At 67.2% G+C, this 25,333-nt stretch carries 24 protein-coding genes, 1 tRNA gene and 1 pseudogene; 17 read left to right on the top strand and 9 right to left on the bottom strand.

Features of this window, described 5'->3' with window-relative positions:
- Positions 1–7: 7 nt before the first annotated feature.
- From DFLDMN_RS13355 to DFLDMN_RS13425, 15 genes and pseudogenes are all read left to right on the top strand, one after another.
- A complete protein-coding gene (locus tag DFLDMN_RS13355; protein WP_423195426.1) occupies positions 8–412 on the top strand; it encodes a c-type cytochrome in 405 nt (134 codons plus the stop codon).
- A gap of 4 nt (positions 413–416) precedes the next feature.
- A complete protein-coding gene (locus DFLDMN_RS13360) occupies positions 417–1,712 on the top strand; it encodes an FCSD flavin-binding domain-containing protein (protein ID WP_423195427.1) in 1,296 nt (431 codons plus the stop codon).
- 22 nt (positions 1,713–1,734) lie between these two features.
- Complete coding sequence (locus DFLDMN_RS13365; RefSeq protein ID WP_423195428.1) at positions 1,735–2,637, top strand: EamA family transporter; 903 nt, start codon at positions 1,735–1,737, stop codon at positions 2,635–2,637.
- A 250-nt stretch (positions 2,638–2,887) separates the two neighbouring features.
- Positions 2,888–3,217, top strand: coding sequence for a c-type cytochrome (locus tag DFLDMN_RS13370; RefSeq protein WP_423195429.1), 330 nt, complete (start codon positions 2,888–2,890; stop codon positions 3,215–3,217).
- Between the two features lie 98 nt (positions 3,218–3,315).
- Complete coding sequence (soxY, locus tag DFLDMN_RS13375) at positions 3,316–3,771, top strand: thiosulfate oxidation carrier protein SoxY (RefSeq protein WP_423195430.1); 456 nt, start codon at positions 3,316–3,318, stop codon at positions 3,769–3,771.
- A 54-nt stretch (positions 3,772–3,825) separates the two neighbouring features.
- Positions 3,826–4,137, top strand: coding sequence for a thiosulfate oxidation carrier complex protein SoxZ (soxZ, locus tag DFLDMN_RS13380; protein WP_423195431.1), 312 nt, complete (start codon positions 3,826–3,828; stop codon positions 4,135–4,137).
- Positions 4,138–4,177: 40 nt separating this feature from the next.
- On the top strand, positions 4,178–4,633 hold the full coding sequence (locus DFLDMN_RS13385; protein ID WP_423195432.1) for a DsrE family protein: 456 nt from the start codon (positions 4,178–4,180) through the stop codon (positions 4,631–4,633).
- 127 nt (positions 4,634–4,760) lie between these two features.
- Entirely contained in the window at positions 4,761–5,600 is an 840-nt protein-coding gene (gene soxA / locus DFLDMN_RS13390) for a sulfur oxidation c-type cytochrome SoxA (protein ID WP_423195433.1), read from the top strand.
- A 16-nt stretch (positions 5,601–5,616) separates the two neighbouring features.
- The gene (gene soxX, locus DFLDMN_RS13395) at positions 5,617–6,291 is read left to right on the top strand and encodes a sulfur oxidation c-type cytochrome SoxX (protein ID WP_423195434.1); all 675 of its coding nucleotides are present in this window, start codon (positions 5,617–5,619) and stop codon (positions 6,289–6,291) included.
- Positions 6,292–6,294: 3 nt separating this feature from the next.
- Positions 6,295–6,786, top strand: a complete 492-nt coding sequence (locus DFLDMN_RS13400) for a TlpA disulfide reductase family protein (RefSeq protein WP_423195435.1) — start codon at positions 6,295–6,297, stop codon at positions 6,784–6,786.
- Positions 6,783–8,504, top strand: a complete 1,722-nt coding sequence (gene soxB / locus DFLDMN_RS13405; RefSeq protein ID WP_423195436.1) for a thiosulfohydrolase SoxB — start codon at positions 6,783–6,785, stop codon at positions 8,502–8,504. The genes DFLDMN_RS13400 and soxB overlap by 4 nt, the downstream gene beginning before the upstream one ends.
- Positions 8,505–8,554: 50 nt before the next feature.
- Positions 8,555–8,630, top strand: a tRNA-Ala gene (locus DFLDMN_RS13410).
- Positions 8,631–8,772: 142 nt separating this feature from the next.
- A pseudogene (locus DFLDMN_RS13415) lies at positions 8,773–8,977 on the top strand (hypothetical protein); the annotation flags it as partial.
- 103 nt (positions 8,978–9,080) lie between these two features.
- On the top strand, positions 9,081–10,199 hold the full coding sequence (locus DFLDMN_RS13420; RefSeq protein WP_423198407.1) for a Fic family protein: 1,119 nt from the start codon (positions 9,081–9,083) through the stop codon (positions 10,197–10,199).
- A gap of 256 nt (positions 10,200–10,455) precedes the next feature.
- A complete protein-coding gene (locus DFLDMN_RS13425; protein WP_423195437.1) occupies positions 10,456–11,379 on the top strand; it encodes a cation diffusion facilitator family transporter in 924 nt (307 codons plus the stop codon).
- A 98-nt stretch (positions 11,380–11,477) separates the two neighbouring features.
- Here DFLDMN_RS13425 and DFLDMN_RS13430 read toward each other — a convergent pair whose 3' ends face one another.
- Positions 11,478–12,107: a LysE family translocator gene (locus DFLDMN_RS13430; protein WP_423198408.1), complete on the bottom strand. Its 630-nt coding sequence runs from the start codon at positions 12,105–12,107 to the stop codon at positions 11,478–11,480.
- Between the two features lie 493 nt (positions 12,108–12,600).
- Between DFLDMN_RS13430 and DFLDMN_RS13435 the strand changes: the two genes are divergently transcribed.
- Positions 12,601–13,464 (top strand): CPBP family intramembrane glutamic endopeptidase, encoded by an 864-nt coding sequence (locus tag DFLDMN_RS13435; RefSeq protein WP_423195438.1) that lies wholly within the window; start codon positions 12,601–12,603, stop codon positions 13,462–13,464.
- A 68-nt stretch (positions 13,465–13,532) separates the two neighbouring features.
- On the opposite strand, the gene DFLDMN_RS13440 is transcribed toward DFLDMN_RS13435, so the two are convergent.
- The 3 genes from DFLDMN_RS13440 to DFLDMN_RS13450 form a co-directional block, all read right to left on the bottom strand.
- Positions 13,533–14,159, bottom strand: a complete 627-nt coding sequence (locus tag DFLDMN_RS13440; protein ID WP_423195439.1) for a DNA-3-methyladenine glycosylase I — start codon at positions 14,157–14,159, stop codon at positions 13,533–13,535.
- A gap of 284 nt (positions 14,160–14,443) precedes the next feature.
- Entirely contained in the window at positions 14,444–15,754 is a 1,311-nt protein-coding gene (locus tag DFLDMN_RS13445) for an MFS transporter (RefSeq protein WP_423195440.1), read from the bottom strand.
- Positions 15,755–16,038: 284 nt separating this feature from the next.
- Entirely contained in the window at positions 16,039–16,338 is a 300-nt protein-coding gene (locus DFLDMN_RS13450; RefSeq protein ID WP_423195441.1) for a hypothetical protein, read from the bottom strand.
- Positions 16,339–16,665: 327 nt separating this feature from the next.
- Here DFLDMN_RS13450 and DFLDMN_RS13455 point away from each other — a divergent pair, with 327 nt between their 5' ends.
- Positions 16,666–17,532 carry a DODA-type extradiol aromatic ring-opening family dioxygenase gene (locus DFLDMN_RS13455; protein WP_423195442.1) on the top strand — a complete coding sequence of 289 codons (867 nt, stop codon included), beginning with the start codon at positions 16,666–16,668 and terminating at the stop codon, positions 17,530–17,532.
- 117 nt (positions 17,533–17,649) lie between these two features.
- On the opposite strand, the gene DFLDMN_RS13460 is transcribed toward DFLDMN_RS13455, so the two are convergent.
- From DFLDMN_RS13460 to DFLDMN_RS13480, 5 genes are all read right to left on the bottom strand, one after another.
- A complete protein-coding gene (locus tag DFLDMN_RS13460) occupies positions 17,650–18,759 on the bottom strand; it encodes an MFS transporter (protein WP_423198409.1) in 1,110 nt (369 codons plus the stop codon).
- Between the two features lie 390 nt (positions 18,760–19,149).
- Complete coding sequence (locus DFLDMN_RS13465; RefSeq protein WP_423195443.1) at positions 19,150–20,421, bottom strand: MFS transporter; 1,272 nt, start codon at positions 20,419–20,421, stop codon at positions 19,150–19,152.
- Positions 20,408–20,830, bottom strand: a complete 423-nt coding sequence (locus DFLDMN_RS13470) for a VOC family protein (RefSeq protein WP_423195444.1) — start codon at positions 20,828–20,830, stop codon at positions 20,408–20,410. Before DFLDMN_RS13470 ends, DFLDMN_RS13465 begins: the two co-directional genes overlap by 14 nt.
- Before the next feature lie 39 nt (positions 20,831–20,869).
- Positions 20,870–21,289 carry a GNAT family acetyltransferase gene (locus DFLDMN_RS13475; RefSeq protein ID WP_423195445.1) on the bottom strand — a complete coding sequence of 140 codons (420 nt, stop codon included), beginning with the start codon at positions 21,287–21,289 and terminating at the stop codon, positions 20,870–20,872.
- A gap of 224 nt (positions 21,290–21,513) precedes the next feature.
- Positions 21,514–25,107, bottom strand: a complete 3,594-nt coding sequence (locus DFLDMN_RS13480; protein WP_423195446.1) for an indolepyruvate ferredoxin oxidoreductase family protein — start codon at positions 25,105–25,107, stop codon at positions 21,514–21,516.
- Positions 25,108–25,333: the final 226 nt, after the last annotated feature.

The raw sequence follows: 25,333 nt of genomic DNA on the forward strand, positions 1-25,333 counted from the left end.
AAGCGCCATGATGCGCACGGGGATCGCCATGCCCGCCATGACCGCCATCATCGGCAGGCGCGCCGCGCGGCTCCGCGTATGGCTGGCGGGCGGGGCGTGCCTCGTGCCATGGCTGGCCGTCGGCCAGCCGGCGGAGCCGGATACGCGTACCACCGTCGGCGCACAGGCCCTGCGCACGCTGCAGGCGCGTCAGCAGGCGGCCAGTTGCGCGGGGTGCCATGGGCCCGACGGCCGCGCGCCGGCCGGGAGCCCGATTCCAGGCCTGGCCGGGCGGCCGCAAGCCGAGCTGACCGAACGAATGCTGGCATTCAAGGCGGGGCGGCGCAGCGGCACCGTCATGCCGCAGCTCGCGCGCGGCTACAGCGATACCGACATCGTGGCCATGGCCGCGTGGTTCGCCGAACAGAAATAGCGCCATGCAACGACGAACGTTTCTTGGCGCGCTGTCCGGCGCCGCATCTCTCGCTGCGCTGGGTACGCTCGCTGGCGTCGCCGGCCTGACCGCGCGCCAGGCGCGGGCCGCCGCCCCGGCCCGCGTGGTGGTCATCGGCGGCGGCTATGGCGGCGCCACCGCGGCGCGCTACCTGCGCGTCTGGAGCGGCAACGCGATCGACGTCACGCTGGTCGAGCCGGACGCGTCGTTCGTCTCGTGCCCGCTGTCGAACCTCGTCATCGCCGGGGGGCGCGGCATGGCGGATATCACGCGGCCGTATGACATGCTGGCCAGCCGCCACGGCGTGCGCATCGTGCGCGATACGGCGACCGCCATCGACGCCGACCGTCGCACGGTCCGGCTCGCCGGCGGCTCCACGCTGCCGTACGACCGCCTGGTGCTGTCGCCGGGCGTGGAAATGCAGACCAGCGCGATTCCCGGCCTGGCCGGCCCCGGCGGCGACCAGATCCTGCACGCGTGGAAGGCCGGGCCGCAGACCACGGCACTGGCGCGCCAGCTCGCGGCCATGCGCGATGGCGGCACCTTCGCCATCACCGTGCCGCTGGCGCCGTATCGGTGCCCGCCCGGCCCTTATGAGCGCGCCAGCCTGGTGGCGGACTACCTCAAGCGCAACAAGCCGCGCGGCAAGGTGCTGATCCTCGACGCCAACCCGGACATCACCTCCAAGGGTGCGCTGTTCCGACAAGCGTGGCAGACCCGTTATCCGGGGATGATCGAATACCGGCCGCAGTACGAGACCGTGGACGTGGACCCGGCCACGCGCACGCTCAAGTTCGAGGTGCAGGACGACGAGACCGCGGACGTGATCAACCTGCTGCCGCCGCAGCGCGCCGGCGCCATCGCGGTGGCCAGCGGCCTGGCCACCGCCAATGGACGCTGGTGCGAGGTCGATTTCCTGACCATGGAGTCGCTCGCGATACCGCGTATCCACGTGCTGGGCGATGCGGTGCAGATCGCGCCGCTGATGCCCAAGTCCGGCCATATGGCCAACCAGCACGCCAAGGTGGCGGCGGCGGCGATCGTGGCGCTGCTGTCGGACCAGGCGCCGAACCCGGTGCCGGTCTACAACAACACCTGCTACAGCTTCACCTCGACGGACGAGGCGGTGCATATCGCCAGCGTGCACCGCTACGATCCGACCCAGAAAACCATGCTGACCGTACCCGGCGCAGGCGGGTTATCCACAGCCCCGAGCGCGCTCGAGGGCCGTTACGCGCAGGCGTGGGCGCAGAGCATCTGGGCGGACATGCTAGGCTAGCGGACCCATCCGTGTCCCTGCCATGCAAGCCAAAGACCGTCTACTCGCCCTCGGCATCATCGTCGTGTGGGGCGTCAATTTCGTCGTCATCAAGGTCGGACTGAACGGCGTGCCGCCCATGCTGCTGGGCGCGCTGCGCTTCAGCCTGGTGGCGCTCCCCGCCATCTTCCTGGTGCCGCGTCCGCGCGTGCCGTGGTCCCGGCTGGTGGCCTATGGCGCCACCATCAGCCTGGGGCAGTTCGCGTTCCTGTTCTATGCGATGGCCGTCGGCATGCCGGCCGGGCTGGCGTCCCTGGTGCTGCAATCCCAGGTGTTCTTCACGGTGGCGTTTGCCGCGTTGTTCCTGCGCGAGCCGGTCCGCTGGCATCATGTGGCGGGGATGGCGGTGGCCGCCGCGGGCCTGGTCCTGATCGGCAGCGGCGTACAGACGCATGCCGGTGGTGCCGGCGGCATGACGGTGGCCGGCTTCCTGCTGACGCTGTGCGGCGCTGCCTGCTGGGCCACCGGCAATATCGTCAGCAAAACGATCGGGCCGGTGGACCTGCTCGGCCTGGTGGTGTGGGGGGCGCTGGTGCCGATCGTGCCGTTTGCGCTGCTGTCGCTGGCGTTCGAGGGACCGGCCCGCATCGTCGACAGCCTGTCCCATATCTCCATGCTCGCCGTGCTGGCGGTGTGCTACCTCGCGTTTGCGGCCACCATCTTCGGCTACACCATGTGGGGCCGCCTGCTGACCCGCTACCCGGCCAGCAAGGTGGCACCGCTGACGCTGCTGGTGCCGCCGGTCGGGCTGATCTCGTCGCACCTGCTGCTCGGCGAGGATCTCAGCGCCGCGCAGTGGGGCGGGGCGGTGGTCGTGATGGCGGGCCTGCTGCTCAGCGTATTTGGCGGGCGCCTGGCGATTTCACGGAAGTTCGCGCGGCGATAGCTGCCGGATGCCCTGCCCGGAGCGCGGGTTAACCCTGATCGCACGGGCTCTCCCCGACGGCGCGGCATATCGATATCACGGGACCGTCCGTAAAGTGGCGGATTCTTCAGGCAAAATATCGGACTGGCCGCTTACGCCCGGGATACATCGGGCATCGCCCCCGACGGTGGCCAGCGCGTGCCGCGACCGGATTGCCCGGATGCGGCGCTCTTTGCCGTCCCCACGGCTTTATGAGCTTGGAGCCAAAACAATGAAGCAGTTCGTAATTGCAACGCTGATGCTGGCGGGTGCCGCGTCGGCCCACGCCGCGGTCGATGCAGCCAAGGCGCAGGATATCGCCAACAAGAACGCATGCATGGGGTGCCACCAGGTCGACAAGAAACTGGTCGGCCCCGCATTCAAGGACGTTGCCGCCAAGTACAAGGGCGACAAGGGCGCGCTGGCCAAGCTGAGCGCGAAGGTCAAGAACGGTGGTTCGGGCGTATGGGGTCCGGTGCCGATGCCGGCCAACGCCGGTGTCAGCGATGCGGACATCAAGACCGTGGTGGAGTGGGTTCTGGCCGGCGCACCTGCCAAGTAATGCCGCGCTAGCGTACCAGCCCTGACGAGAAGAGACGGCGGCGGGCCCCGGGCCCGCTGCCCGCAACAGCAGTAGAGCAGCAGTAGACAAGAGACGAAATGAACCAGAAACGACGAGACGTCCTCCGGGTCACCGCGGTGCTGTCGCTGATGGCGGCCACCGGCCTGATCAGCGAGGCGCAGGCCGCCGAATGGAACAAGACCGCTTTTGACGGCAAGAGCGTGGCCGACGTGATCAAGGCGCTCGGCGGCAGCGGCACCGAGAAAAGTACCGCAATCACCTTCACTGCCCCGGACATCGCCGAGAACGGCGCGGTGGTACCGGTGGCCGTGACGAGCAATATCCCCGATACCGAGCAGATCGCGATTCTGGTCGAAAAGAATCCCAACACGCTGGCCGCGGACTTCACCATTCCGGCCGGCACCGAGCCGTTCGTCTCCACGCGGGTGAAGATGGGGCAGACCTCGGTCGTGTACGCCGCGGTCAAGGCCGGCGGCAAGTGGTACGTGGCATCGAAGGAAATCAAGGTCACGCTGGGCGGCTGCGGCGGCTGAACGCCACCACGCCCCGACCATTGCCCCCATCCACGACCAGCAGGAGAGAACACCATGGCAGATCCGATGCGCGTCCGCGCCACCGAGAACGGTGGCGTCGTCGACGTCAAGATTCTGATGAAGCACGATATGGAAACCGGCCAGCGCAAGGACGCGAACGGCAAGACCATTCCGGCCTGGCATATCCAGACCGTGGTCGCCCAATGCAAGGGGCGCGAGGTCTTCCACGCCCAGTTCGGGCCGGCCGTATCCAAGGATCCGTTCCTGAACTTCAAGTTCAAGGGCGGCGCCAAGGGCGACAAGGTCACCGTGACCTGGGTCGACAACCGCGGTGACAAGCGCACCGACGAAGCGACCATCGCGTAAGCGCCCGGCGCGCGGCAATACAGCAAGACAAGGAGCCAAGATGCGGCGAGCATTCTTCAAGGCCACCGCGGCACTGGCCGCGATCGGGTTGTCGGCCCGGGCGGCGGCGCAGTCGGCCCCGGCCGCGCGCGGCAAGGGTAGCCAGGTGAAGGTGGTGTACCAGCTGTCGGAAGGCATCGACCAGGCCGTGCGCGCGATGGGCAATTTGCGCAACCACCTGAACGGCGCGCCCGGCACCAAGATCGTGGTGGTGGCGTTCGGCTACGGCGTGGACTTCCTGCTGGAAGGCGCCAAGGATTCGCGCGGCAACACCTTCGATGCGCCGGTGGGCGCGCTGGCAGGCGATGGCGTGGAATTCCGCGTCTGCCACAACACGCTGACGGCGCGGCGTATTCCCGAGTCGAGCCTGTTGATGGAAGCCAAGGTGGTGCCGGCTGGCGTGGTGGAAGTGGCGCGCCTGCAGTTCGACGAAGGCTTCGCCTACATCAAGCCCTGAGCCGGGGCCCGGAACCCGTTCCCGCGCCGGCATCGCACCGGCAGGCGCGCGCGGACCGGACCATCGAAAGACAAAAAAAGCGATCGGCCACGCCCCCGCGCACGGCAAGATCGCCAGGAGAAATCCCATGCAGAACAATCGACGCCGTCCAGGCGCTGCGCTGCTGGCCATGGCGGGTACCGTTGCCGCCGTGGCTGCCACGGTCGCCGCGTTGCCCGTGCAGGCACAGGGCAGTACCGCCGAAGAACTGGCCAAGTATCGCCAGATGCTAGCCGAAGGCAATCCCGCAGAGCTGTGGGAAGCCGCCGGTGAGGAACTGTGGAAGAAGCCGGCGGGCCCCAAGAACGCGTCGCTGGAGCAGTGCGACCTCGGCAAGGGCCCCGGCGTGACCAAGGGCGCGTATGCCGAACTGCCGCGCTACTTCAAGGACACCGGCAAGGTGATGGACCTCGAGCAGCGCCTGGCATATTGCCGCGTGACGCTGCAGGGCCTGACGCCCGAGCAGGCCACCGCCAATCCGTTCTCGTCGTCGGGCAAACCGTCGGATATCGAGCGCCTGGCCGCGTATCTGGCCGGCGAGTCGCGCGGCGTCAAGATGAACGTCCAGCTCACGCATCCCGAGGAAAAGAAGGTGTACGCGCTGGGCCAGAAGATGTTCTTCTACCGTGGCGGCGCCTACGACTTTGCCTGCGCCACCTGCCATGCGGTGGACGGCCAGCGCATTCGCCTGCAGGACCTGCCGAACCTGCTGCACGCATCGGGCGCGCAGGCGGCATACACGACGTGGCCGGCCTATCGGGTCTCGCAGGGCGAGGTCCGCACCATGCAGCATCGCCTGTACGACTGCCTGCGCCAGCAGCGCTTTCCCGAGCCCGCCTACGGCTCCGATGTGATCACCGCGTTGAGCCTGTTCCTGGCGAAGAATGCCAACGGCGGCACGTACGATGGTCCGAACCTGAAGCGCTGAAGCGGGAGAGCTGACGATGAATCGAATCCAGTCATGGATGCTGGCGGCCGCGGTTGCCGGCGTATCGACCCACGCGCTGGCGCAGGATGCCAAGCCCGCGCGCGAGGGCAGGCCAGCCGCCACCAAGGCGGCCAGCACCGGCGCCACCGATGCCGAGTTGCGCAAGATGATCGAGGACTCCTTCACCTCGAAGGGGCCGGCCACGGTGGAAGGCGTGCTCAACCAGGACGCCGCGCAGAAGGCATGCAGCCGCTATCCGGACCGCACCAAGGTGCCGGCCGCGGTGGCCAGGAAGGTGGAAGCCGGCGAGCTCAGGCAGATCAAGTACCCGGCCGACAGCAACTGGATCGGCGACTGGAAGGAAGGCGAGAAGGTTGCGCAGAACGGCCGTGGCATGCAGTTCACCGACAAGGTCGGCAGCGTCAACGGCGGCAACTGCTACGCGTGCCACCAGCTGACCAAGGCCGAGATCTCGTACGGCAATATCGGCCCGTCGCTGTACCAGTACGGCAAGCTGCGCGGCAATTCCGAAGCGGTGCTGAAGTACACGTGGGGCAAGATCTGGGACTCGAACGCCTTCACCGCATGCTCCAACATGCCGCGCTTTGGCCATAAGGGCATCCTCACCGAGCAGCAGATCCGCGACGTGATGGCGCTGTTGCTGGACCCGGCCTCGCCGGTTAATCAGTAAGCCATGCGCATCGGCCGCCTGCTTGGCCTGCTGGCACTGACGTGCGGCCTGCTGTCCGCCGCCGGCGCCGGTGCGGCCGAGGTGGGCGACGTGATCCGGCTGCCGGCGCTGAAGCTGCTCGATGGCCGCACCGTGCCGCCTTCGCAATGGGCCGGCCGGCCCGTCGTGGTGGAGGTGTGGGCCTCGTGGTGTCCGTTCTGCGCATTGCAGAATCCGCGCCTGCAGGCCCTGTATGAGCGTACCCACGCAGCCGGGCTGCAGATGCTGACCATCAGCATCGACAAGGACCCGCAGGTGGCCACGGCGTACCTGAAGCAGCACGGCTATACCTTCCCCGCCACCATCGACTCGCCCGCCTTGCGCGACGCCTTTGGCCCGCGCAGGGGCCTGCCCGAACTCTACGTCCTCGACGCACGCGGCCGCGTGGTCCAGAAGGAAGTCGGCGAGATGCTCGACGACGACGTCGCCGCGCTCGCCCGTTACGCCAAACCATGAATCGCCGCGAATTCCTCCAGGTGCTGGCCGTCGCGGGTGCCGGCGGCATGACCTTCCCCGCCGCCGAAGCCCAGGCCGCCAACGCCGCGCAGTCCCTGTACGACGTGCCGCGCTTCGGCAACGTCCACCTGTTGCACTACACCGATTGCCATGCGCAACTGCGGCCGGTGCATTTCCGCGAGCCGAGCGTCAACCTCGGTGTCGCGGAATGGGCCAACAAGCCGCCGCACCTGGTGGGCGAGGCGTTCCTGCGCCAGTACGGGATCGCGCCCGGCAGCGCGGCCGCACATGCCTTTACCTGTCTCGACTTCACGGAGGCCGCGCGCCGCTATGGCAAGGTCGGCGGGTTTGCTCACCTCGCCACGCTGGTGCGCCACATGAAAGCCAGCCGGCCGGGCGCATTGCTGCTCGATGGCGGCGATACCTGGCAGGGCTCCGCCACGGCGCTGTGGACCAAAGGGCAGGACATGATCGACGCGGCCTTGCTGCTGGGCGTCGACATCATGACCGCGCACTGGGAAATGACGCTCGGCGCCGAACGCGTGCGCGAGGTGGTGGACAAGGACTTCAAGGGCCGCGTGGCCTTTCTGGCGCAGAACATCAAGACCAGCGACTTCGGCGATCCGGTCTTCGACGCGTACACCCTGCGCGAGATGAACGGCGTGCCGGTGGCCATCATCGGCCAGGCCTTCCCGTACACGCCCATCGCCAATCCGCGCTACCTGGTGCCCGACTGGACTTTCGGCATCCAGGAAGAGAACCTGCAGCAGGTCATCGACGCGGCGCGTGGCAAGGGTGCCCAGGTGGTGGTGCTGCTCTCGCACAACGGCATGGACGTCGACCTCAAGCTAGCCTCGCGGGTGCGCGGGCTCGACGCCATCCTCGGCGGACATACCCACGACGGCATTCCCGCGCCCGTGCATGTGCGCAACGGTGGCGGCACCACGCTGGTGACCAACGCCGGCTCCAACGGCAAGTTTCTCGGCGTGCTCGATTTCGATGTGCGCAACGGCAAGGTGGCGGACTTCCGCTACAAGCTGCTGCCGGTGTTTGCCAACTACCTGCCGGCCGATGCCGAGATGAACGGCCTGATCGCCCGCGTGCGCGCGCCGTACGAAAAGCAGCTCGGCGAGGTCCTCGCGGTCAATCGCGGCCTGCTATATCGGCGCGGTAACTTCAACGGCACCTTCGACCAGTTGATCCTGGATGGCCTGATGGCCGTGCAGGACGCCGAAATCGCGTTCTCGCCGGGCTTCCGCTGGGGCACCACGCTGCTTCCCGGCGAAGCGGTGACGATGGAGGCGCTGATGGACCAGACCGCCATCACGTACCCGTACACCACGGTCACGGCCATGACCGGCGAAACCATCAAGACCGTGCTGGAGGACGTGGCGGACAACCTGTTCAACCCGGACCCGTACTACCAGCAGGGCGGCGACATGGTGCGCGTGGGCGGGCTCCAGTACACCATCGACCCCAACCAGACCATCGGCCACCGCATCCAGGACATGCGCCTCAACGGCCGCCCGCTCGATGCCGGCAAGGCCTACAAGGTCGCCGGCTGGGCCCCCGTCTCGGAAGAGGCTCGCCAGGCCGGCGGCGCACCGATCTGGGACGTCATGGCGCAATGGCTGCGCACCAGCAAGGAAGTCACGGCCCGTCCGCTCAACGTGCCAAAAGTGGTCGGCATGGACGGCAACACCGGCATGACGGCCTGACCGCCCCCGATTGAAAGCCGCGACGGTTTTAGGCTACAATTCGCGGCTACGGGCCGATAGCTCAGCTGGGAGAGCGCTGCGTTCGCAATGCAGAGGTCGGGAGTTCGATCCTCCTTCGGTCCACCACTATTCAGCGCCCAACCGTTCCCGGTTGGGCGTTTTCCTTTGCGGAATCCGCACACCACGCGGAGGTCCCGGCCGTTCTGCGTGTGCCACCAGCCGGTCGCTCGACCGCCACGCCGCAACCAGTTCGCCCCTATTCCACCCTATCTTCTCTCGACCTGCGCCAACTTCTTCGCCGCTAGGGCCTCCCGGCGGGACCTTCCGTCTTGCGCCTGAAAACCCGAAATGGCTCGACCAGAGGGCGAGCGCTGCCACGAGGTGCCAATGCGAGACAGGCGCTGGAATTCGAGAAACTGCGCGGCGCGAACCGCATGGCCGAGATCGGCGCGAGTGCAGACGCAGCGTGGAACCGCATTGAGGAGAAAATCAGGAACATCGCGCCCCTGGATGATGCGGCGATTGTCCGCCACATTCGCCGCATATAACGCGGAGAATAAGGTGTTTAATCTCCGCATGGATAGCGGAGAAAAGCTTTACATCTGGCAAGCCGGCGACTGGCCGAAATGGCGCTACGACCTGTCGGCGCTCGCTGGGCCGTTGACCGAGGTCAGCCGCGCCCAGGGCGTGCTGCTGGGCCGTCTGGCCGACGTGGGCATGGCGCTGCGCGATCAGGCCAGCCTTGCCGCGCTGACCGAGGACGTGGTCAAGACCAGCGAAATCGAAGGCGAAGTGCTGAACGTGGAATCCGTGCGCTCGTCCATCGCCCGGCGTCTGGGCGTGGACATTGGCGCGGTCGCGCCGGTGGATCGGCGCGTCGAAGGTGTCGTGGAGATGGTGCTAGATGCCACTTCGCGTAGCGCCGAACCGCTGACCGCCGAGCGCCTGTTCGGCTGGCATGCAGCCTTGTTCTCGACCGGGTACTCGGGCATGAACAGGCTCGCCGTGGGCCAGTGGCGTGACGATGCCGCCGGACCGATGCAGGTGATTTCCGGCCCGGTGGGACGGCGCCAGGTTCACTGTCAGGCACCGCCCGCCGACGTGCTGCCCGCCGAGACGGCACGGTTCCTGGCATGGGCCAACGAGGAAACCGGCGAGCCCATGCTCATCAAGGCCGGGCTGGCGCATCTGTGGTTCGTGACGCTGCACCCCTTCGACGATGGTAACGGACGCATCGCCCGCGCCGTGGGCGATCTGTTCCTGGCCCGCGCCGACGGCAGTCCGCAGCGCTTCTACAGCCTGTCGGCGCAGATCCAGCGCGAGCGTAAGGACTACTACGACGTGCTGGAGCGCACCCAGAAGGGCACGCTCGACGCCACCGCCTGGTTGTCGTGGTTCCTTGGTACGCTCGGGCGCGCCGTCACCAGCGCGCAGTCCACGTTGGACGCCGTGCTGGTCAAGGCGCGTTTTTGGCAACGCTGGGCGGGCACGTCGCTGAACGAGCGGCAGGCGAAGCTACTCAACCACCTGCTCGATGGCTTCGAGGGCAAGCTCACCAGCAGCAAGTGGGCCGCCATCGCCAAGTGCTCGCCCGACACCGCGCTGCGCGACATCACGCAACTGCTGGACCTGGGCGTGTTGAAGAAATCGCCCGGCGGCGGCCGCAGCACGGGCTACGAGCTGGCCGACCAGTAGGCGCATGGCGCGGATGCAGTGATCAGACGGGCAGCGATGCCAAGGCATGCAGCAACGATCTGCTCTGACTGGCAGGATTTGCCTTCACATCGATACCCCGATCTTGGACCTCAGTCGCTGTGCGATCCCCAGCGTACCCACCGCAGCGAGACCGCACCGGTTCCCGATGCGGCCGTCGGCCCACGCCGCTCCCGCTCCCCGCTGTCAAACGGTGCTACCGTATGACTCACACGCGACACCCGACCACCTTCAAGTCATGCGCGATAGCCGTCTGGAAGACATTTCTATAGTTGCCGATGACACCGTCCACCAGCGCCATCTCGCCGGGCGGCGCAGCACGCTGGTCAGTGTGGGAGTCAATATTGGCCTGACGGCCGTGCAGGGCGTGATTGGCGTGGTGGCCGGTTCGCAGGCGCTGATTGCCGATGCCGCCCATTCGCTGTCCGACCTCGTGTCCGATTTCGTGGTGCTGATCGCGGGTCATCACAGCCGCAAGGACGCCGATACCGATCATCCCTATGGCCACCAGCGCTTCGAGACCGCAGCCTCGCTCGCGCTGGGCGTGCTGCTGCTGGCGGTCGGCGTCGGCATGCTCTGGTCCGCGATCAACAAGATCGAGCATCCGGACGGCGTGCCGCCGGTCAAGCTGGTAGCGCTATGGGTGGCGCTCGGCGCGCTGGCCGCCAAGGAACTGCTGTTCCGCTACATGTTGCGGGTGGCCGAGCGCGTGCGCTCGAGCATGCTGGTGGCCAACGCCTGGCATGCGCGTTCCGATGCGGCGTCGTCGCTGGTGGTGGCCTTGGGGATCGGCGGCAACCTGCTCGGCTACCACGTGCTCGACCCGGTCGCGGCCATCGTGGTCGGGTTGATGGTGGCCCGCATGGGCCTGCGCTTCGGCTGGCAGGCGCTCGACGAACTGATGGACCGCGCCGCCGACGACGAGACCGTCACCGCCTTGCGTCAGATCATGCTGACCACGCCCGGGGTGCTGGGCGTGCACGACCTCAAGACCCGCAAGATGGGCGACATGATTCTGGTGGACGTGCATCTGGAGGTTCGCGCCGACCTCACGGTCGAGGCCGGCCACGCGATCGCGCTGGCCGCGCGCGCACGGGCGATGGAACGCGACGACGTACTCAATGTGATGACGCACGTCGACCCGGTGCGCGTACGGCAATAAGGCCGGCAGGCGGGCGGCGCCAGGCAGCGACTACCCGGCGACTACCCGGCGCCCCCCCCCAGCGCCCACCCAGCCACTAACCGGCGGCTACCCTTGCCTCAGCGCAGCTCCGCCCGCCGGTACAGGCTCAGCCCCACCGCCAGGAACGCCAGCATGCCGGCGCAACTGCGGTTGATCCACGTCAGCGTACGCGCCGACAGCGTCCGCACCGCATGGCGGCCGCCCAGCGCGTAGATCGTCATCACGATCAGGTTGATGGTGGCGCTGATCAGCGCCAGCACCGTGTACTGCAGCGCGATCGGGCCATCGGCGTGCACGAACTGCGGCAGAAACGCCGATACGAACAGCAGCGCCTTGGGATTCGACAGCGCCACGAACAGCGCGCGCAGGAACGCGGCGCGGCCGCTGGCCGAGGCGTCGCCCCGTTCGGCCACCAGCGTGTGGGTCGGCGAGCGCCAGATCACCCATGCCAGATAGAGCAGATACACCGCGCCGATCCACTTGATGGCCTCGAACAGCCGCTCGGACGCCAGCAACAGCGCGCCCAGGCCGCAGCCCACCGTGCCGATCAGGATCAGGTCCGCCAGCACCGCGCCGGCCATACCGCACGCAGCCACCCGCATGCCGCGCGTGGCCCCGTTATTGAGTGCGAGCAGCACCGTGGGTCCGGGGGTGACGATGACCGCAGAGACGGCAATCGTATAGAACAAGAGCGTGGTGGCATCCATCTGGGCAAACTCCGGCGGCAGGACGGTGAACGAAGCGTAAGCCGACAGTGTGCCCGCATCCGCCGCCAGATGCATTCGCCACCTTGTGGAAAACCACGGGGACAACGCTGTGGCCTGCGTGGGCATGCGCTGTGGGACGTATACGTATAACCGCGGGACAAGTCGGCGCCCATTCCGGGCCGTAACGCGAGGGCTGTGGATGACCCCACGTATACGCACATCGTTGCCCAACCCCTTGTCTGTGCGCCAAACCACTGACGCAAAAGCGAAAGTTACGGTTATCCACGGCCGGGCAGGCCTTCTATCTATTACTACTATTGTTGTATACGTAAACAATACGGAACTACATAACCAGGACCATTGCGCCGGACGCAAAATCTCCACAGCACTGTTGCTACCACGCACGTCCCGGTCGCACCCCGCTCGCATCTCCGCAGCGGCAGCGCCTAGAATGGCCGCTCCATCGGCAGATGCCTCGCAGGCCGGTCACGCCATGAACAAGAACCATGCACCGGACGACTTTCGCCCCATCTCCTTCCAGTGGGCGCTGGCACTCGCCTTTGTGGCGTGGTTCATCGAGATCGTGATCAGCATCGTCCTGCGGCCAACGCTGATCCGCCATGGCATTCAGCCGATGGCGGCCGCCAGCGTGATTCGCGTGCTGTGCTATGGCGGCGTGTTTTCCTTCATGCTCCACGGCAGCCGCATGAGTTACGGGCAACTGCTGCATCCCACTCGCGCGAGCCTGCGCGCCACGCTCGGCATGCTGGCACCGCCCATCCTGATGCTGGTGCCGGTAATCCTGCTGGTGGATGTGGCGATGATGTGGGTACTGGTGCAGGTGCTGCCGATGTCCGACGGCGAAGCACGCTGGCTCTCGCGTGGCATATCGGGTGGCATCGGCAGCTGGGTCCTGGTGTGTGCGATCGCGCCGATGATCGAGGAGATGTTCTTTCGCGGCATCCTCCTGCGCGGCATGCTCCGGCGCTATGCCACGGCCGACGCGATCGTCTACTCGGCGTTCGTCTTCGGCTTTGCGCACCTCAACGTCTACCAGTTCGTCGTCGCGTTCTCGATGGGCCTGTTCGCGGCGGTGCTCTACTGCCGCACGCGTTCACTCTGGCCCGGCATCGTGCTGCACGCGGGTCTCAATACCGGGGTGATGGTGTGGTCGACCGCCAGCGCGGCCTGGGTCGATCCGGAGACGGGCTTTCCACCGGTCTGGGCGTGCGTGGCCGCTGTGACCAGCGGCTTGCTGGGCGCGTGGATACTGCGCCGGGTGTTGTGGCCGGCGCGGCCCGAGGCGGAGCTTTCGACGGACGTCGATCCGACCTTGCCGCCGCCGGACGCGGTCTGAGTCCGCTGTCCGCCTGGCGGTCGGCGTGGCGCGGCGTAGCGTGGTGTTAGTACGGTGTTGGTGCGATGTTAGTGCGGCACCTTGAAGTCCTTGCGTGCGCGCAAGGCCTCGGTGCGCGTCCAGCAGCCTTCGACGTGGTCGTTGACCAGCCCCATGGCCTGCATCAGCGCGTACATCGTGGTCGGGCCCACGAACTTCCAGCCACGCTTCTTGAGGTCCTTCGAGAGCGCGATCGACTCGGGCGAGGTGGTCATGGTCGCAAGCGCTTCGCGCGTCAGCTTGCGCGGGCGGCTCTTCGGATCGGGTTCATAGCGCCAGAAATATGCGGCCAGCGACGATTCGGTCTCAAGCAGTTCCAGCCCGCGCTGCGCATTGTTGATGGCCGCCTCGATCTTGCCGCGATGGCGCACGATGCCGGCATCGCCGAGTAGCCGTTCGATATCGCGCTCGCCAAACCGCGCCACCTTCTCCATCTCGAAATTCGCAAACGCCTTGCGGAACGCCTCGCGCTTGCGCAGGATGGTCAGCCAGCTCAGGCCCGACTGAAAGCCTTCGAGGCAGAGCTTCTCGAACAGCCGGCGGTCGTCCGCCACCGGGAAACCCCATTCGTTATCGTGATAGTGGCAATAGTCCTCGAGGGTGCCGCACCAGCTGCAGCGTTCGCGCACCGCGACGGAGGATTCATTCTTGGCCATGCAGGGTGGCTCCTGTACGTTCTTGTGGTGGTGGACAGCAGCGAGCATGATCGCAGCAATCGGCCGGCGTAAGCCAACAATTTCCAACAGTTGGTTCCGCAACGGACAACAGTTGGGCCAGTGGATACCACGGTGGCGGGCGCCGGGCGGCGAAGGAGGGAGCCACTTCCGCGCCGGACCGGATGGTCCGACGCGGGAGAGGCAGGCAAGGCGGATGAGCCGGGAAGGGAGGAGACGGGACGGGAGAGGGGCCATGCCGGACCGGCATCGGCCCCCCGGGGGCATCAGGCGATCGCCTTGCCGGTACGGTCGTGCATGAACAGCAACGCGACAAAGCTCAGTGCCGCCGCGGCAATCGCGTAGTACGCCGGCGCCAGCTTGTCGCCGGTCGAGGCGATCAGCCACGTCACGATCAGCGGCGAGAAACCGCCGAAGATCGTCACCGCAAAGTTGTACGCGAGCGAAAGGCCGGTGGATCGCACATCGGTCGGGAACTGCTCCGCCAGTACCGCCGGTGCGGGGCCCGTGAAGGCCGCGAGCAGGATGCCGAGCACGATCTGCACCTGGAGCAGCGTGGTCGTGGTGGGCGACACGTTGAGCCAGTGGAACAATGGGTACGCCAGCACGCCGATGATCAGCGCGACGGTGCCGAGCATGCGCTTGCGGCCGACCCGGTCCGACAGCATGCCCATCAGCGGGCACAGCACCAGAATGATGGCGCCGCAGATCGCGGTGGACTCGAAGGTCGCGCCGAGCGGCAATCCCAGTTGCTGCTTGGCATACGACGGCATGTAGAACACCAGCACATAGGTGCACACCGTCCACAGCACGGTCACGCCGAGCCCGGCCACGACCTCGCGCGGATGGTCGCGCAGCACCTGCGACAGCGGCGAGAACTTGACCCGGGCGGCGCGGCGCTCGGCCTGACGCGCCTCGAACTCGGGCGGCTCTTCCAGTTGCGAGCGGATATACATGCCGACCGGCGCGATCAGCAGGCCGAACAGGAACGGAATGCGCCAGCCCCAGGCATCGATCTGCGCCGGTTCGAGCCCGTTGGTCACCAGCGCGCCCATGGCGGCACCGAGCATGAACGAGATACCCTGGCTGGCCTGCTGCCAGCTCGCGTAGGCACCGCGCTCGTGATCCGGCGCGTGCTCGATCAGGAAGGCGGTGGCACCGCCCACCTCGCCGCCGGCGGAGAAGCCCTGGATCAGCCGCGCGAGCACGATCAGCGCCGGCGCCCACGGCCCGATGGTCGCGTAGGTCGGCGTCAGGCCGATGATCGCGGTGCCCAGGGCCATCAGCAGGATGGTGAGCGTCAGGGCCGCCTTGCGGCCGACGCGGTCGGCATAGACGCCCAGCACGATGGCGCCCACCGGCCGCATCACAAAGCCCACCCCGAAAGTGGCCACGGTCAGCAGGAACGAGGTGATGTCGTTGCCGGTGGGAAAGAACAGTCGCGCGATGATGACCGCGAAGAAGCTGTAGACGGTGAAGTCGAACCATTCGAGCCCGTTGCCGATGGTGGCGGCGACGATGGTGCGTCGTCGCGCCGCGGCGCTGGGCAGGGAAGCAGTGGAGGCGGTCGCTTGCATATGTTTTAGGAATCGAAAGTGCCGGAGGAAAGTGCGGGGCAGGCGCCGGGGAAAGGGCGTGTAGCGCCAGGATGGTGTCGGCGGCGCCCACCCTCATATTAAGCGATTCCTTACATCGGACTGCAAGCGGTCAGACACTGACGCCGATGGCGGGCGATGGCGTGCCAACGAGGCGTCAACGCGGCGCCAATGGCCCGACCAGGGCGTCAAGCGGGCGTCAATGGCGCGTCAATGGCGCGTCAATGGGGGCGTAAATGAGACGTCAATGGGACGTCACTGCGGCGTCACTGCGGCGGCTGCGGCCGGTGCGGGGCGGTCGGCGCCGCTGGCGGCGGCACGTCATGGGGATGCTTGCGCGTGAACCAGAGCCAGGCGGCGCTGGCGAGCCAGCCGGTCACGAACACGGTATCGCCGGCGTGGTTGAGCAACGCCGCCGCCGCGGGGTGTCCGAAGACCGCGGCCAGCAGGTCCGCTGGCAACCGCGCGGCAATCCACAGCAATACCGCGGGCCCGCTGCCGTAGACACCGGGCTGCCACCACAGCGCGTGGGGCAGGTCATGCCGGGGCGAGATGCGCTTGACCACGAGATTCTCCAGCGGACCGTCCTGAACGGTCGCGTCCTGCGTTGCGGGGCAGCGCTTCCGCGCGGCGATGCGTCGCGCACGCCGGCCGCGGAGCCAGCAAGCTCCCTGTCTTTGCATCATAGGCCGAATCGGCGTAACGAAAACATCTCACCCGCGTGACACGTGTGCGCCTTGGTGCGCTGGCGCACCCTCGGCTCATCTTGCGGCAGGCGCCGCCCACCGGCTCTTCAAGTTTTTTGCATGACCTCTTCGTATTTGGCAGGCTCCAATGCGGTGCATCTTGGCCACACTGGAAGCATCCAACCAAAGCATCTGAAGGGTGCAACCATGCTTCCCGCAATCTATGTCTCCCACGGATCGCCCATGCTGGCGATCGATCCCGGCCCCACCGGCGCCGCCTTCGACGCGCTCGGCGCCCGCCTGCGTGCGCTCGCGCCCAAGGGCGTAGTGGTGATCTCCGCGCACTGGATCTACAGCACGCTGGCCGTCAGCACGCGCGAACGCCAGGAGGCCTGGCACGACTTCGGCGGTTTTCCGCGCGAGCTCTACGCGCTGCGCTATGACGTACCGGGTTCGCCGGCGCTGGCCGCGCGCGTCAAGGCGCTGGTCGAGGCGGCCGGCATTACCGGCGCGCGCTTTGTCGCCGAAGATGCCGATCGCCCGCTCGACCACGGCGCCTGGATGCCGCTGCGCTACATCTTTCCCGATGCCGACGTGCCGGTCGTCCAGCTGGCGCTCAATCCGTACCTGCCGCCCGCGCGCCAGATCGAGATCGGGCGCGCGCTCGCCGCGCTGCGCGAGGAAGGCATCCTGGTGATGGGTTCAGGCAGCTTTACGCACAACCTGCAGGAAGTCTTCGGTGGCGAGCGGCCCGTGCAGCACGGTACCGAGACGGCGCCCTATGTGGAGGCGTTCCGTGACTGGATGCGCGCGGCGCTCGACGAAGCGCTCGCCACCGGCGATACCACACGCCTGGCCGACTACCGCGCGCAGGCGCCTTATGCGCGCCGGGCGCATCCGACCGACGAGCACCTGCTGCCGTTCTATGTGGCGCTGGGTGCCGCGCTCGGACCTGAAGACCAGGCCGGCGATGCCAGCGTGGCTCGCGTGGCCGACGAGGTGACCTACGGGGTGCTGGCGATGGATACCTTCGTGTTCGAAGGCATCGGCGCGGGAGTGGCCGTACCGGGTTGACCGGACGCGTTAAAGCGCCGCGGCGGTGACCCCGCCGAGGGCCCTTACTGGAAGGGCCGACCGGAAGCCCGACCGGAAGCGCCACCAGCAGCCCCCGGCGCAGGCGTTGGATGAGTGCTAGCCAAGGTAGCGCCGCGCCGCGCGCGCACCGAATACCGCGATCCAGCCCATTGTCAGCGCGACCAGCGCCAGGCCGATCCGCAGGTTGGACAGGTGTGCCACGCCGCCGATCAGCACCGGGCCCAGCAACAGGCCGATATAGGCAAAGCGCGCCACGCGCGCGATCGCTTCCGCCGGCGCCACGCCGGGCAGCCGCGATGCCGCCACGAAGAAGATCGGCACCATATTGGCCGCGCCCAGGCCCATCAGCGTAAAGCCCGCCAGCGCCGCCACCGGCACCGGCACGGTCAGGGCCAGCGCGATGCCGGCAAAGCCCAGCCAGGCGCTTGCCGTCAGCGTGCGCGCATCGCCAAAGCGGGCACGCAGCCAGTCGCCACCAAAGCGGCCGGCGGCCATGCCGCCGGAGAAAGCTGCATAGCCAAAGCTCACCCAATCGGGTGAAGCGGTGGCGACGTCGCGCATATAGACGCTAGTCCAGTCGTACATCGCGCCTTCGCCGATCAACCCGAGAAAGGCCATCAGGCCGAGCAGCCATAGCGCACGCGTGGCATGTTCGCGGTGGTGCGCCGCCGATGGCGCGACCGGATGGTCGGCCAGCAGCCCGGCGTGGTACCCCACGGCGACCGCCGCGGTCAGCGCCGCCATCATCGCCGCATGCGCCAGCGGCGCCACGCCGACCGACAGCATCAGCCCGCCAAACGATGCGCCCGCCATGCCGCCCAGGCTGAACATGCCGTGCAGGGAGGACATGACGGGCCGGGTGCGGCTGGCTTCCACCGTGGCCGCCTGCGCGTTCATGCCGACGTCGAAGCCGGCATTGCACATGCCGAACAGTAGCAGGGCCGGCAACAGCAGCACGTAGGACGGCATCGCGAGGATCGCCACGGTGGCCACGGCGTAGGCCAGACCGCTCAGCATCGACGCGCGCGCGCTGCCCACCCGTGCCACCCAGCGCCCTACCGGGCCCATGGCGAGGATGGCGCCACCGGCGACGGCAAGCATGGCAATCGACAGCATGGCGTCGGACAGGCCAAAGCGCGCCTTGATGGTCGGGATGTGCACGCCCCAGGTGGCGAAGGTGGCGCCATTTACGAAGAACAGCGCCATGGTGCCGCGTGTGGCACGCGCCACGCTACGTGCGGACGGGGCGGCGGCTGCGGTGGCGCCGGGCTGGGCGGCGGACTGGGCGGCGGGCTGGACGCCGGACTGCGCGGCGGGTGTTTCGGGCGAAAAATCGGACATCGGGGCGGATCGACTGCGAGCAATGCGGGCCTGCACGGGGCCGCTGACCGGGCCCATCAGGGACTACCGAGGGCTACCGAGGGCTACCGAGGGCTACCGAGGGCTACCGAGGGCTACCGAGGGCTGCCGAGGGCTGCCGATGGCTGCTGACGGTGCGGTGCGTGGCCAAAGACGGCGATGGTCTCACATCGGCACGACGCGCGGCTGTCGTCGTCTGTCGGATGTCGATGCCACCCCGTCAACACGCCCGGGCCTTCACGCGGGTACCGCCTCGGCGCGCAGCAGCCCACGCCGGTGCAACGCATAGCTGAATGCCAGCAACCCGCCGAGCGCGAGCGCGACCATCGACCACAGCATCAGCCAGTAGCCGCCGGCCGCGCGCCACATCAGCGCCCCCAGCCATGGTGCAACCGCCTGCATCAGCAGCACGGGCGTCATCATCAGCCCATTGAGCGTGGCGTAGTGGCTGCGCGAGATCAACTCGGGCATGGCCATCGCACGCAGCATCGTGTTCACGCCATTGGCGCAGCCATACAGCACCGCCGCCACCATCAGCCACAGGCCATTGCCGAGCGCGAGGCAAGCCAGCCCTGCACTCATCACCGCATAGGTCGGCAAGGAGAGCCGTACCGGGTGCCGCACCGGCCGGCGCATCATTAACAGCCGGCCTGCCACCTGGGCCGGGCCGATCAGCGCCGCCACCGCGAGCTGTTGCGCCACCGGTAAGCCCTTCTCGGTCAGCATCGGAATCAGATGGGCGCCGAGCAGCGAGGCAATGACCGCGGTGGCAATAAAGGCCAGCACCACCGCCCAGAACACAGGCTCGCGCAGCGTGGCACGCGCAATGCCAGGGTTTGCGGCGGCTCCCGACGCAGCGGCCGGCGCCGCATGGTAGGTCGGATGGAGCGCGTAGCGCAGACGCGCATGCAGCGGCGCGCAAACCAGCAGGTTGAGCGCGGCAAAGCCGACCAGCGCCGGCCGCCAGCCGACATGCAGAACCAGCCATTGCGCAAGCGGAATGAAGATAGTGCTCGACAAGCCGGCCAGCAGCGTCACATGCACGATCGGCTTCTGATAGCCGTCGCCGTACGCCTGTCGCAGCACCACGAAGGCGGGTTCGTACAGCGTCGATGCCATGGCGAGACCGAGCGGAATCCACATCAGCAGGAAGACCGCCGGCGACGGCGTCCACGCCCATAGCAGCAGGCCCAGCGCGCCCAGTACCGAGCCGCACCCCATGACCTTGCGCGCCGGCACGCGGTCCAGCAACCGGCCCACCGCGAACGAGCACAGCGCCCACACCAGCAACCCGAGCGAGAAGCCGCCTGCCAGGAACGGCTTGCCGTACCCGAGTGCGGCCTGCATCGGGTCGATAAACACCGTGAACGAGAAGTAGAGCGTGCCCCAGCTGATGATCTCGGTCAGTCCGAGCGTCCAGACGAGGTGACGCGGCACCTTGGATGCGCCGCTGTCTAGCCGGGGCCCCGCGCGAGCGCCGCCGCCAGATGGCGGCTCAGGGGACGTCATCGGCAAGATCGGCTGGACCCTTCAGTTCGACTGTATTGCCGTCGGGGTCGGTGACGTAGATGGACGGGCCAAGACCCTCGGCGCCATACCGCTGCACGGCCTCGCCGGCATCCACGCCATGAATACGCATATGCGAGCGGACCACATCCGCATCGAACGGATCAATACGCAGGCAGAAGTGATCGAGGTTGCGGCCTTCGGCGCCGGGCCCCGCGCCGCCACCGCGTCCAAGCGGGCCGTCGAGCGACACCAGGTCGATCAGCGCGCTGCCCGCCCGCAATTGCGTCAGCCCGAGCGCGGGCTGCTCGCGTTCGACATGGCAGCCGAGCACGTCCACATAGAACCGCACCAGCCGCGCCACATCGGCGGTGCGCAGCACGAGATGATCGAGACCGACGATATGGAACATGATGGGCAGCCTGCTATCGGTGAGATCGGATGCAATCGGTCAGATATCGGGAATCAGGCGTTTGCCCAGGCTGACCGCCGCATCGCGGCCATAGCCGAGCTTGTCGTAGAACGCCATCACGGCATCGTTGCCTTCGCGCACAAGCAGGTTGATCTTGGGGCAGCCCCGCTCGATCAGCAGCGCTTCCGCGCGCGCCATCAGCATACGCCCATGGCCGAGGCCCTGGAAAGCCGGATCGACCGCGAGGTAGTAGACCCAGCCGCGATGACCGTCAAAGCCGATCATGGCCGAGGCCATCACGCGGCCGTCGGTCTCGCCCACGAGAAACAGCTCGGGCTGCTCGGTCAACTTGCGTGCGATATCGCGCTGCGGGTCATTCCACGGGCGGGTCAGGCCACAGGCCTGCCACAGCGCGATAACGGCGGCTTCGTCGGTCGGTTGGAAGGGGCGGATCAGCATGAAGGGCTCGGCATGGAGAGCGAGGGCCGGAAAGCGGGGACGGCCAAAACGAAGGGGAGGGTCCAAAGCCCCCAGTGTAGCCGGGCTTCATGACGCCTCCCCTCGTGCCTGGCCGTGCCAGCGTCTCGCTGGCACGGCCAGGCACCGACCCTACTCAAGCCATACCCAAGCCGGCCTGAAGCTGCCCTTCAAGCTGCTCCCGCAGCTGCCCTGCAAGGCGCCCCTCAAGCTGCCTGCCGACCGCTCTCCGGATGGCGGAACTGCTCCAGCAGCCTGGCCCACTTGCCACGCACGGCCGCCAGGTTGTTGGCCTTGACGTGGCCAAAGCCGCGAATATCGTCCGGCAGGTTGGCCAGGGCAACTGCCGTCTCGTGGTTGGCCGGCGTCAGCCCTGCCACCAGTTCGTCGAGCAGGGCCCGATACTCGCCGATCAACGCGCGCTCGGTGCGGCGCTCCTCGGTGCGTCCGAAAATATCGAACACGCCGCCACGCAGCCCCTTCAGCCTGGCCAGCAAGCGGAACAGCGTCATGGTCGACGGCCCGAACCGACGCTTGATCAGGTGACCCTTGTCATCGTGCCTGGCCAGCAGGGGTGGCGCCAGCCAGAAGTTGAGCTGGTAGTCGCGGCCCGGCTCGCCCTCGAACTGCGCACGCAGTTTGTCGAGGAACACCGGATCGGTATAGAGCCGCGCCACCTCGTACTCATCCTTGTACGCCATCAGCCTGGCCAGATTGCGTGCAGCGGCCTCGGTCAGCGGCAGCGGCTTGCCCGCGCCTACCAGCGCGGACTCAGCCGCACGCACGCGCTGCACCACCGCGCGATACTGCTCGGCGTAAGCCGCGTTCTGATACCTGGTAAGCAGCTCCGCGCGGCTGGCGATCAGTTTTTCGAGCAGCGCACCGCTCGAGGTGGGCAGCTTGACCACATCGGCGCCTTCGGCCGAGGTCTTGAGCTTGCCCGTCAGCGACAGCACGTGCTCGGGGTCGTGTGCCATATGACGGCCCCAGTCGAAGGCCGCCTTGTTCTTCTCGACGGACACGCCGTTGAGTTCGATGGCACGTTCCAGCGCCTGCAGGCTGAGCGGGATCCATCCCTTCTGCCACGCATAGCCGAGCACCAGCGGGTTGGTATAGATGGCATCGCCGAGCAGTGCCACGGCGAGCGCGCTCGCGTTGATGAAGTCGCACGACTCGCCCACCGCATTGCGCAGGTCCTGCTCCGCCGACAGGCCCGGGAATTGCCATTTGGGATTCTTGATGAACTCGGCGGTCGGCGTCTGCGCCGTGTTGACCACGGCACGCGTGCGCCCCGCCTGCGTCTTGGAGATGACCTCGTCGGTGGCCGACACGATCGCGTCGCAGCCGATCACCAGATCGGCCTCGCCCATGGCGATGCGCGTCGCATGCAGATGCTCGGGCCGCGCAGCGATCTGCACATGCGACAGCACCGCGCCCCCTTTCTGCGCCAGGCCTGCCATATCGAGCACCGTCACGCCCTTGCTTTCCAGGTGCGCAGCCATGCCGAGCAGCCCGCCGATCGTCACCACGCCGGTGCCGCCCACGCCCGTTACCAGCACGCCGTACGGGTGGTGGAGCGAGGGCAGGGTCGGCTCCGGCAGCGTCGGCAGGCCCGACATCGAGACGCCATGCGCCTCGGGCTTGCGCACCTGAGCGCCTTCCGCCGTGACAAAGCTCGGGCAGAAGCCGTTCAGGCACGAGAAGTCCTTGTTGCACGACGACTGGTTGATCTGGCGCTTGGTGCCAAGTTCGGTTTCCAGCGGCTCCACCGACAGGCAGTTCGACTTGACCGAGCAATCGCCGCAGCCCTCGCACACGGCGTCGTTGATAAACGCGCGCCGCGCCGGATCCGGATAGGTGCCGCGCTTGCGGCGCCGGCGCTTTTCCGTGGCGCAGGTCTGGTCGTAGATCAGGATGGTGCAGCCCGGTACCTCGCGCAGCTCGCGCTGGATCCGGTCGAGCTCCTCGCGCCCATGTACGGTCACACCCTCGGGCAGCTTGATCGCGCTGTTGTACTTCTCGGGCTGGTCCGTCACGATGACCAGCCGCTTCGCGCCTTCCGCATGCACCTGGAAGGCAATGTCCTGGACCGACAGCTGGCCGTCGACCGGCTGGCCGCCGGTCATTGCCACCGCATCGTTGTAGAGGATCTTGTAGGTGATGTTCACCCCGGCCGCGATCGAGGCGCGGATGGCGAGCAGGCCCGAGTGGAAGTAGGTGCCGTCGCCAAGGTTGGCAAACACGTGCTGGTCGCCCGCAAACGGCGCCTGGCCGATCCACGCCACCCCTTCGCCGCCCATCTGGCTGAACGTGCTGGTGTTGCGGTCCATCCAGACCGTCATGTAGTGGCAGCCGATGCCGGCCAGCGCGCGCGAACCCTCGGGCACGTTGGTCGAGGTGTTGTGCGGGCAGCCCGAGCAGAACCACGGCTTGCGCTCGGCGGTCACGCGCGGCGTGGCCAGCGCCCGTTCCTTGGCTTCGATGATGGCAAGGCGGGCCGCGATGCGCGCGCGCACGTCCACCGGCAGTTCGAACTTCTCGAGCCGCGTCGCAATCGCCTTGGCGATGATCGCGGGCGACAGTTCATAGTGCGCGGGCAGCAGCCAGTTGCTCTGCGGAATCGACCATTCGCCGCCGGCGTTGTCCTTCTCGTCGAACTTGCCGTAGACCTTGGGGCGTACGTCGTCGCGCCAGTTGTACAGCTCTTCCTTGAGCGCGTACTCCATGATCTGGCGCTTTTCCTCGACCACCAGGATTTCCTGCAGGCCCTCGGCAAAGGCGCGCGCGCCGTGGGCTTCCAGCGGCCATACGCAGCCCACCTTGTAGAGGCGGATGCCGATCTGCGCGCAGGTCGCGTCGTCGAGACCCAGGTCGCAGAGCGCCTGGCGCGTATCCAGGTAGGCCTTGCCGGCCGTCATGATGCCGAAGCGCGCGTGCGGCGAATCGAGCACGATGCGGTCGAGCTTGTTGGCGCGTACGTAGGCCAGGCCTGCATACCACTTGTAGTCGAGCAGGCGCGCTTCCTGCACCAGCGGCGGATCGGGCCAGCGGATATTGAGGCCGTCGGGCGGCATGATGAAGTCTTCCGGCAGCGCGATCTGCACGCGATGCGGATCGAGCTCCACCGATGCCGACGATTCCACCACGTCGGTGACGCACTTCATCGCCACCCACAGGCCCGAGTAGCGGCTCATGGCCCAGCCGTGCAGGCCGTAATCCAGGTACTCCTGCACGTTGGACGGAAACAGCACCGGCAGGCCGCAGGCCTTGAAGATATGCTCGGACTGATGGGCGAGCGTGGAGGACTTGGCCGAGTGATCGTCACCGGCCAGCACCAGCACGCCGCCATGCGGCGAGGTGCCGGCGGAGTTGGCATGCTTGAAGACGTCCCCGGTGCGGTCCACGCCGGGACCCTTGCCGTACCACATGCCGAACACGCCGTCGAACTTCGCGTCCGGATACATGTTGACCTGCTGCGAGCCCCACACCGCGGTCGCGGCGAGGTCTTCGTTGAGCCCGGCCTGGAATACCACGTTGTGCGCCGCCAGGTGTTTCTTCGCTTTCCATAGCGACTGGTCGAGCGCGCCGAGCGGCGAACCGCGATAGCCGGAGATGAAGCCCGCGGTGTTGAGGCCGTTGGCAACATCGCGCTCGCGCTGCAGCATCGGCAGGCGGACCAGGGCCTGCGTGCCGCTGATATAAATGCGGCCGCGTTCCAGCGTGTATTTGTCGTCGAGGGAAACGTTATCGAGCGCGCGACGGATGGCGTCGCTGACCGGGGCGGTCAGGGGTGCATTCATGGGAGAAGGCTCCTCTATGGGGCATGCTGTCGGGATCACCGACACATCAGTTATGGGCAGTCGTGCCGCGTTCTCTTGTGGAGGATAGGCAAGACCGTGTCTCTGCGCGGCATGGTAGCACCGCCGCCACGCCGGCGGTACCTCGCAATGCAGCATAAAACGGGCCAGTGCCCCCGGAATCTCCCTAGCCACTGAACCTTCGCGTGTACACTGCGTTGCATTCCAT

The sequence above is a fragment of the Cupriavidus sp. H19C3 genome, from assembly GCF_049393815.1.
Classification (GTDB): domain Bacteria; phylum Pseudomonadota; class Gammaproteobacteria; order Burkholderiales; family Burkholderiaceae; genus Cupriavidus.

Bases quoted from the DNA above. Each gene is read 5' to 3' on its own strand.
- DFLDMN_RS13355 (WP_423195426.1), top strand. From the start codon at position 8: ATGATGCGCACGGGGATCGCCATGCCCGCCATGACCGCCATCATCGGC.
- DFLDMN_RS13360 (WP_423195427.1), top strand. From the start codon at position 417: ATGCAACGACGAACGTTTCTTGGCGCGCTGTCCGGCGCCGCATCTCTC.
- DFLDMN_RS13365 (WP_423195428.1), top strand. From the start codon at position 1,735: ATGCAAGCCAAAGACCGTCTACTCGCCCTCGGCATCATCGTCGTGTGG.
- DFLDMN_RS13370 (WP_423195429.1), top strand. From the start codon at position 2,888: ATGAAGCAGTTCGTAATTGCAACGCTGATGCTGGCGGGTGCCGCGTCG.
- soxY (WP_423195430.1), top strand. From the start codon at position 3,316: ATGAACCAGAAACGACGAGACGTCCTCCGGGTCACCGCGGTGCTGTCG.
- soxZ (WP_423195431.1), top strand. From the start codon at position 3,826: ATGGCAGATCCGATGCGCGTCCGCGCCACCGAGAACGGTGGCGTCGTC.
- DFLDMN_RS13385 (WP_423195432.1), top strand. From the start codon at position 4,178: ATGCGGCGAGCATTCTTCAAGGCCACCGCGGCACTGGCCGCGATCGGG.
- soxA (WP_423195433.1), top strand. From the start codon at position 4,761: ATGCAGAACAATCGACGCCGTCCAGGCGCTGCGCTGCTGGCCATGGCG.
- soxX (WP_423195434.1), top strand. From the start codon at position 5,617: ATGAATCGAATCCAGTCATGGATGCTGGCGGCCGCGGTTGCCGGCGTA.
- DFLDMN_RS13400 (WP_423195435.1), top strand. From the start codon at position 6,295: ATGCGCATCGGCCGCCTGCTTGGCCTGCTGGCACTGACGTGCGGCCTG.
- soxB (WP_423195436.1), top strand. From the start codon at position 6,783: ATGAATCGCCGCGAATTCCTCCAGGTGCTGGCCGTCGCGGGTGCCGGC.
- DFLDMN_RS13420 (WP_423198407.1), top strand. From the start codon at position 9,081: ATGGATAGCGGAGAAAAGCTTTACATCTGGCAAGCCGGCGACTGGCCG.
- DFLDMN_RS13425 (WP_423195437.1), top strand. From the start codon at position 10,456: ATGCGCGATAGCCGTCTGGAAGACATTTCTATAGTTGCCGATGACACC.
- DFLDMN_RS13430 (WP_423198408.1), bottom strand. From the start codon at position 12,107: ATGGATGCCACCACGCTCTTGTTCTATACGATTGCCGTCTCTGCGGTC.
- DFLDMN_RS13435 (WP_423195438.1), top strand. From the start codon at position 12,601: ATGAACAAGAACCATGCACCGGACGACTTTCGCCCCATCTCCTTCCAG.
- DFLDMN_RS13440 (WP_423195439.1), bottom strand. From the start codon at position 14,159: ATGGCCAAGAATGAATCCTCCGTCGCGGTGCGCGAACGCTGCAGCTGG.
- DFLDMN_RS13445 (WP_423195440.1), bottom strand. From the start codon at position 15,754: ATGCAAGCGACCGCCTCCACTGCTTCCCTGCCCAGCGCCGCGGCGCGA.
- DFLDMN_RS13455 (WP_423195442.1), top strand. From the start codon at position 16,666: ATGCTTCCCGCAATCTATGTCTCCCACGGATCGCCCATGCTGGCGATC.
- DFLDMN_RS13460 (WP_423198409.1), bottom strand. From the start codon at position 18,759: ATGGCGCTGTTCTTCGTAAATGGCGCCACCTTCGCCACCTGGGGCGTG.
- DFLDMN_RS13465 (WP_423195443.1), bottom strand. From the start codon at position 20,421: ATGACGTCCCCTGAGCCGCCATCTGGCGGCGGCGCTCGCGCGGGGCCC.
- DFLDMN_RS13470 (WP_423195444.1), bottom strand. From the start codon at position 20,830: ATGTTCCATATCGTCGGTCTCGATCATCTCGTGCTGCGCACCGCCGAT.
- DFLDMN_RS13475 (WP_423195445.1), bottom strand. From the start codon at position 21,289: ATGCTGATCCGCCCCTTCCAACCGACCGACGAAGCCGCCGTTATCGCG.
- DFLDMN_RS13480 (WP_423195446.1), bottom strand. From the start codon at position 25,107: ATGAATGCACCCCTGACCGCCCCGGTCAGCGACGCCATCCGTCGCGCG.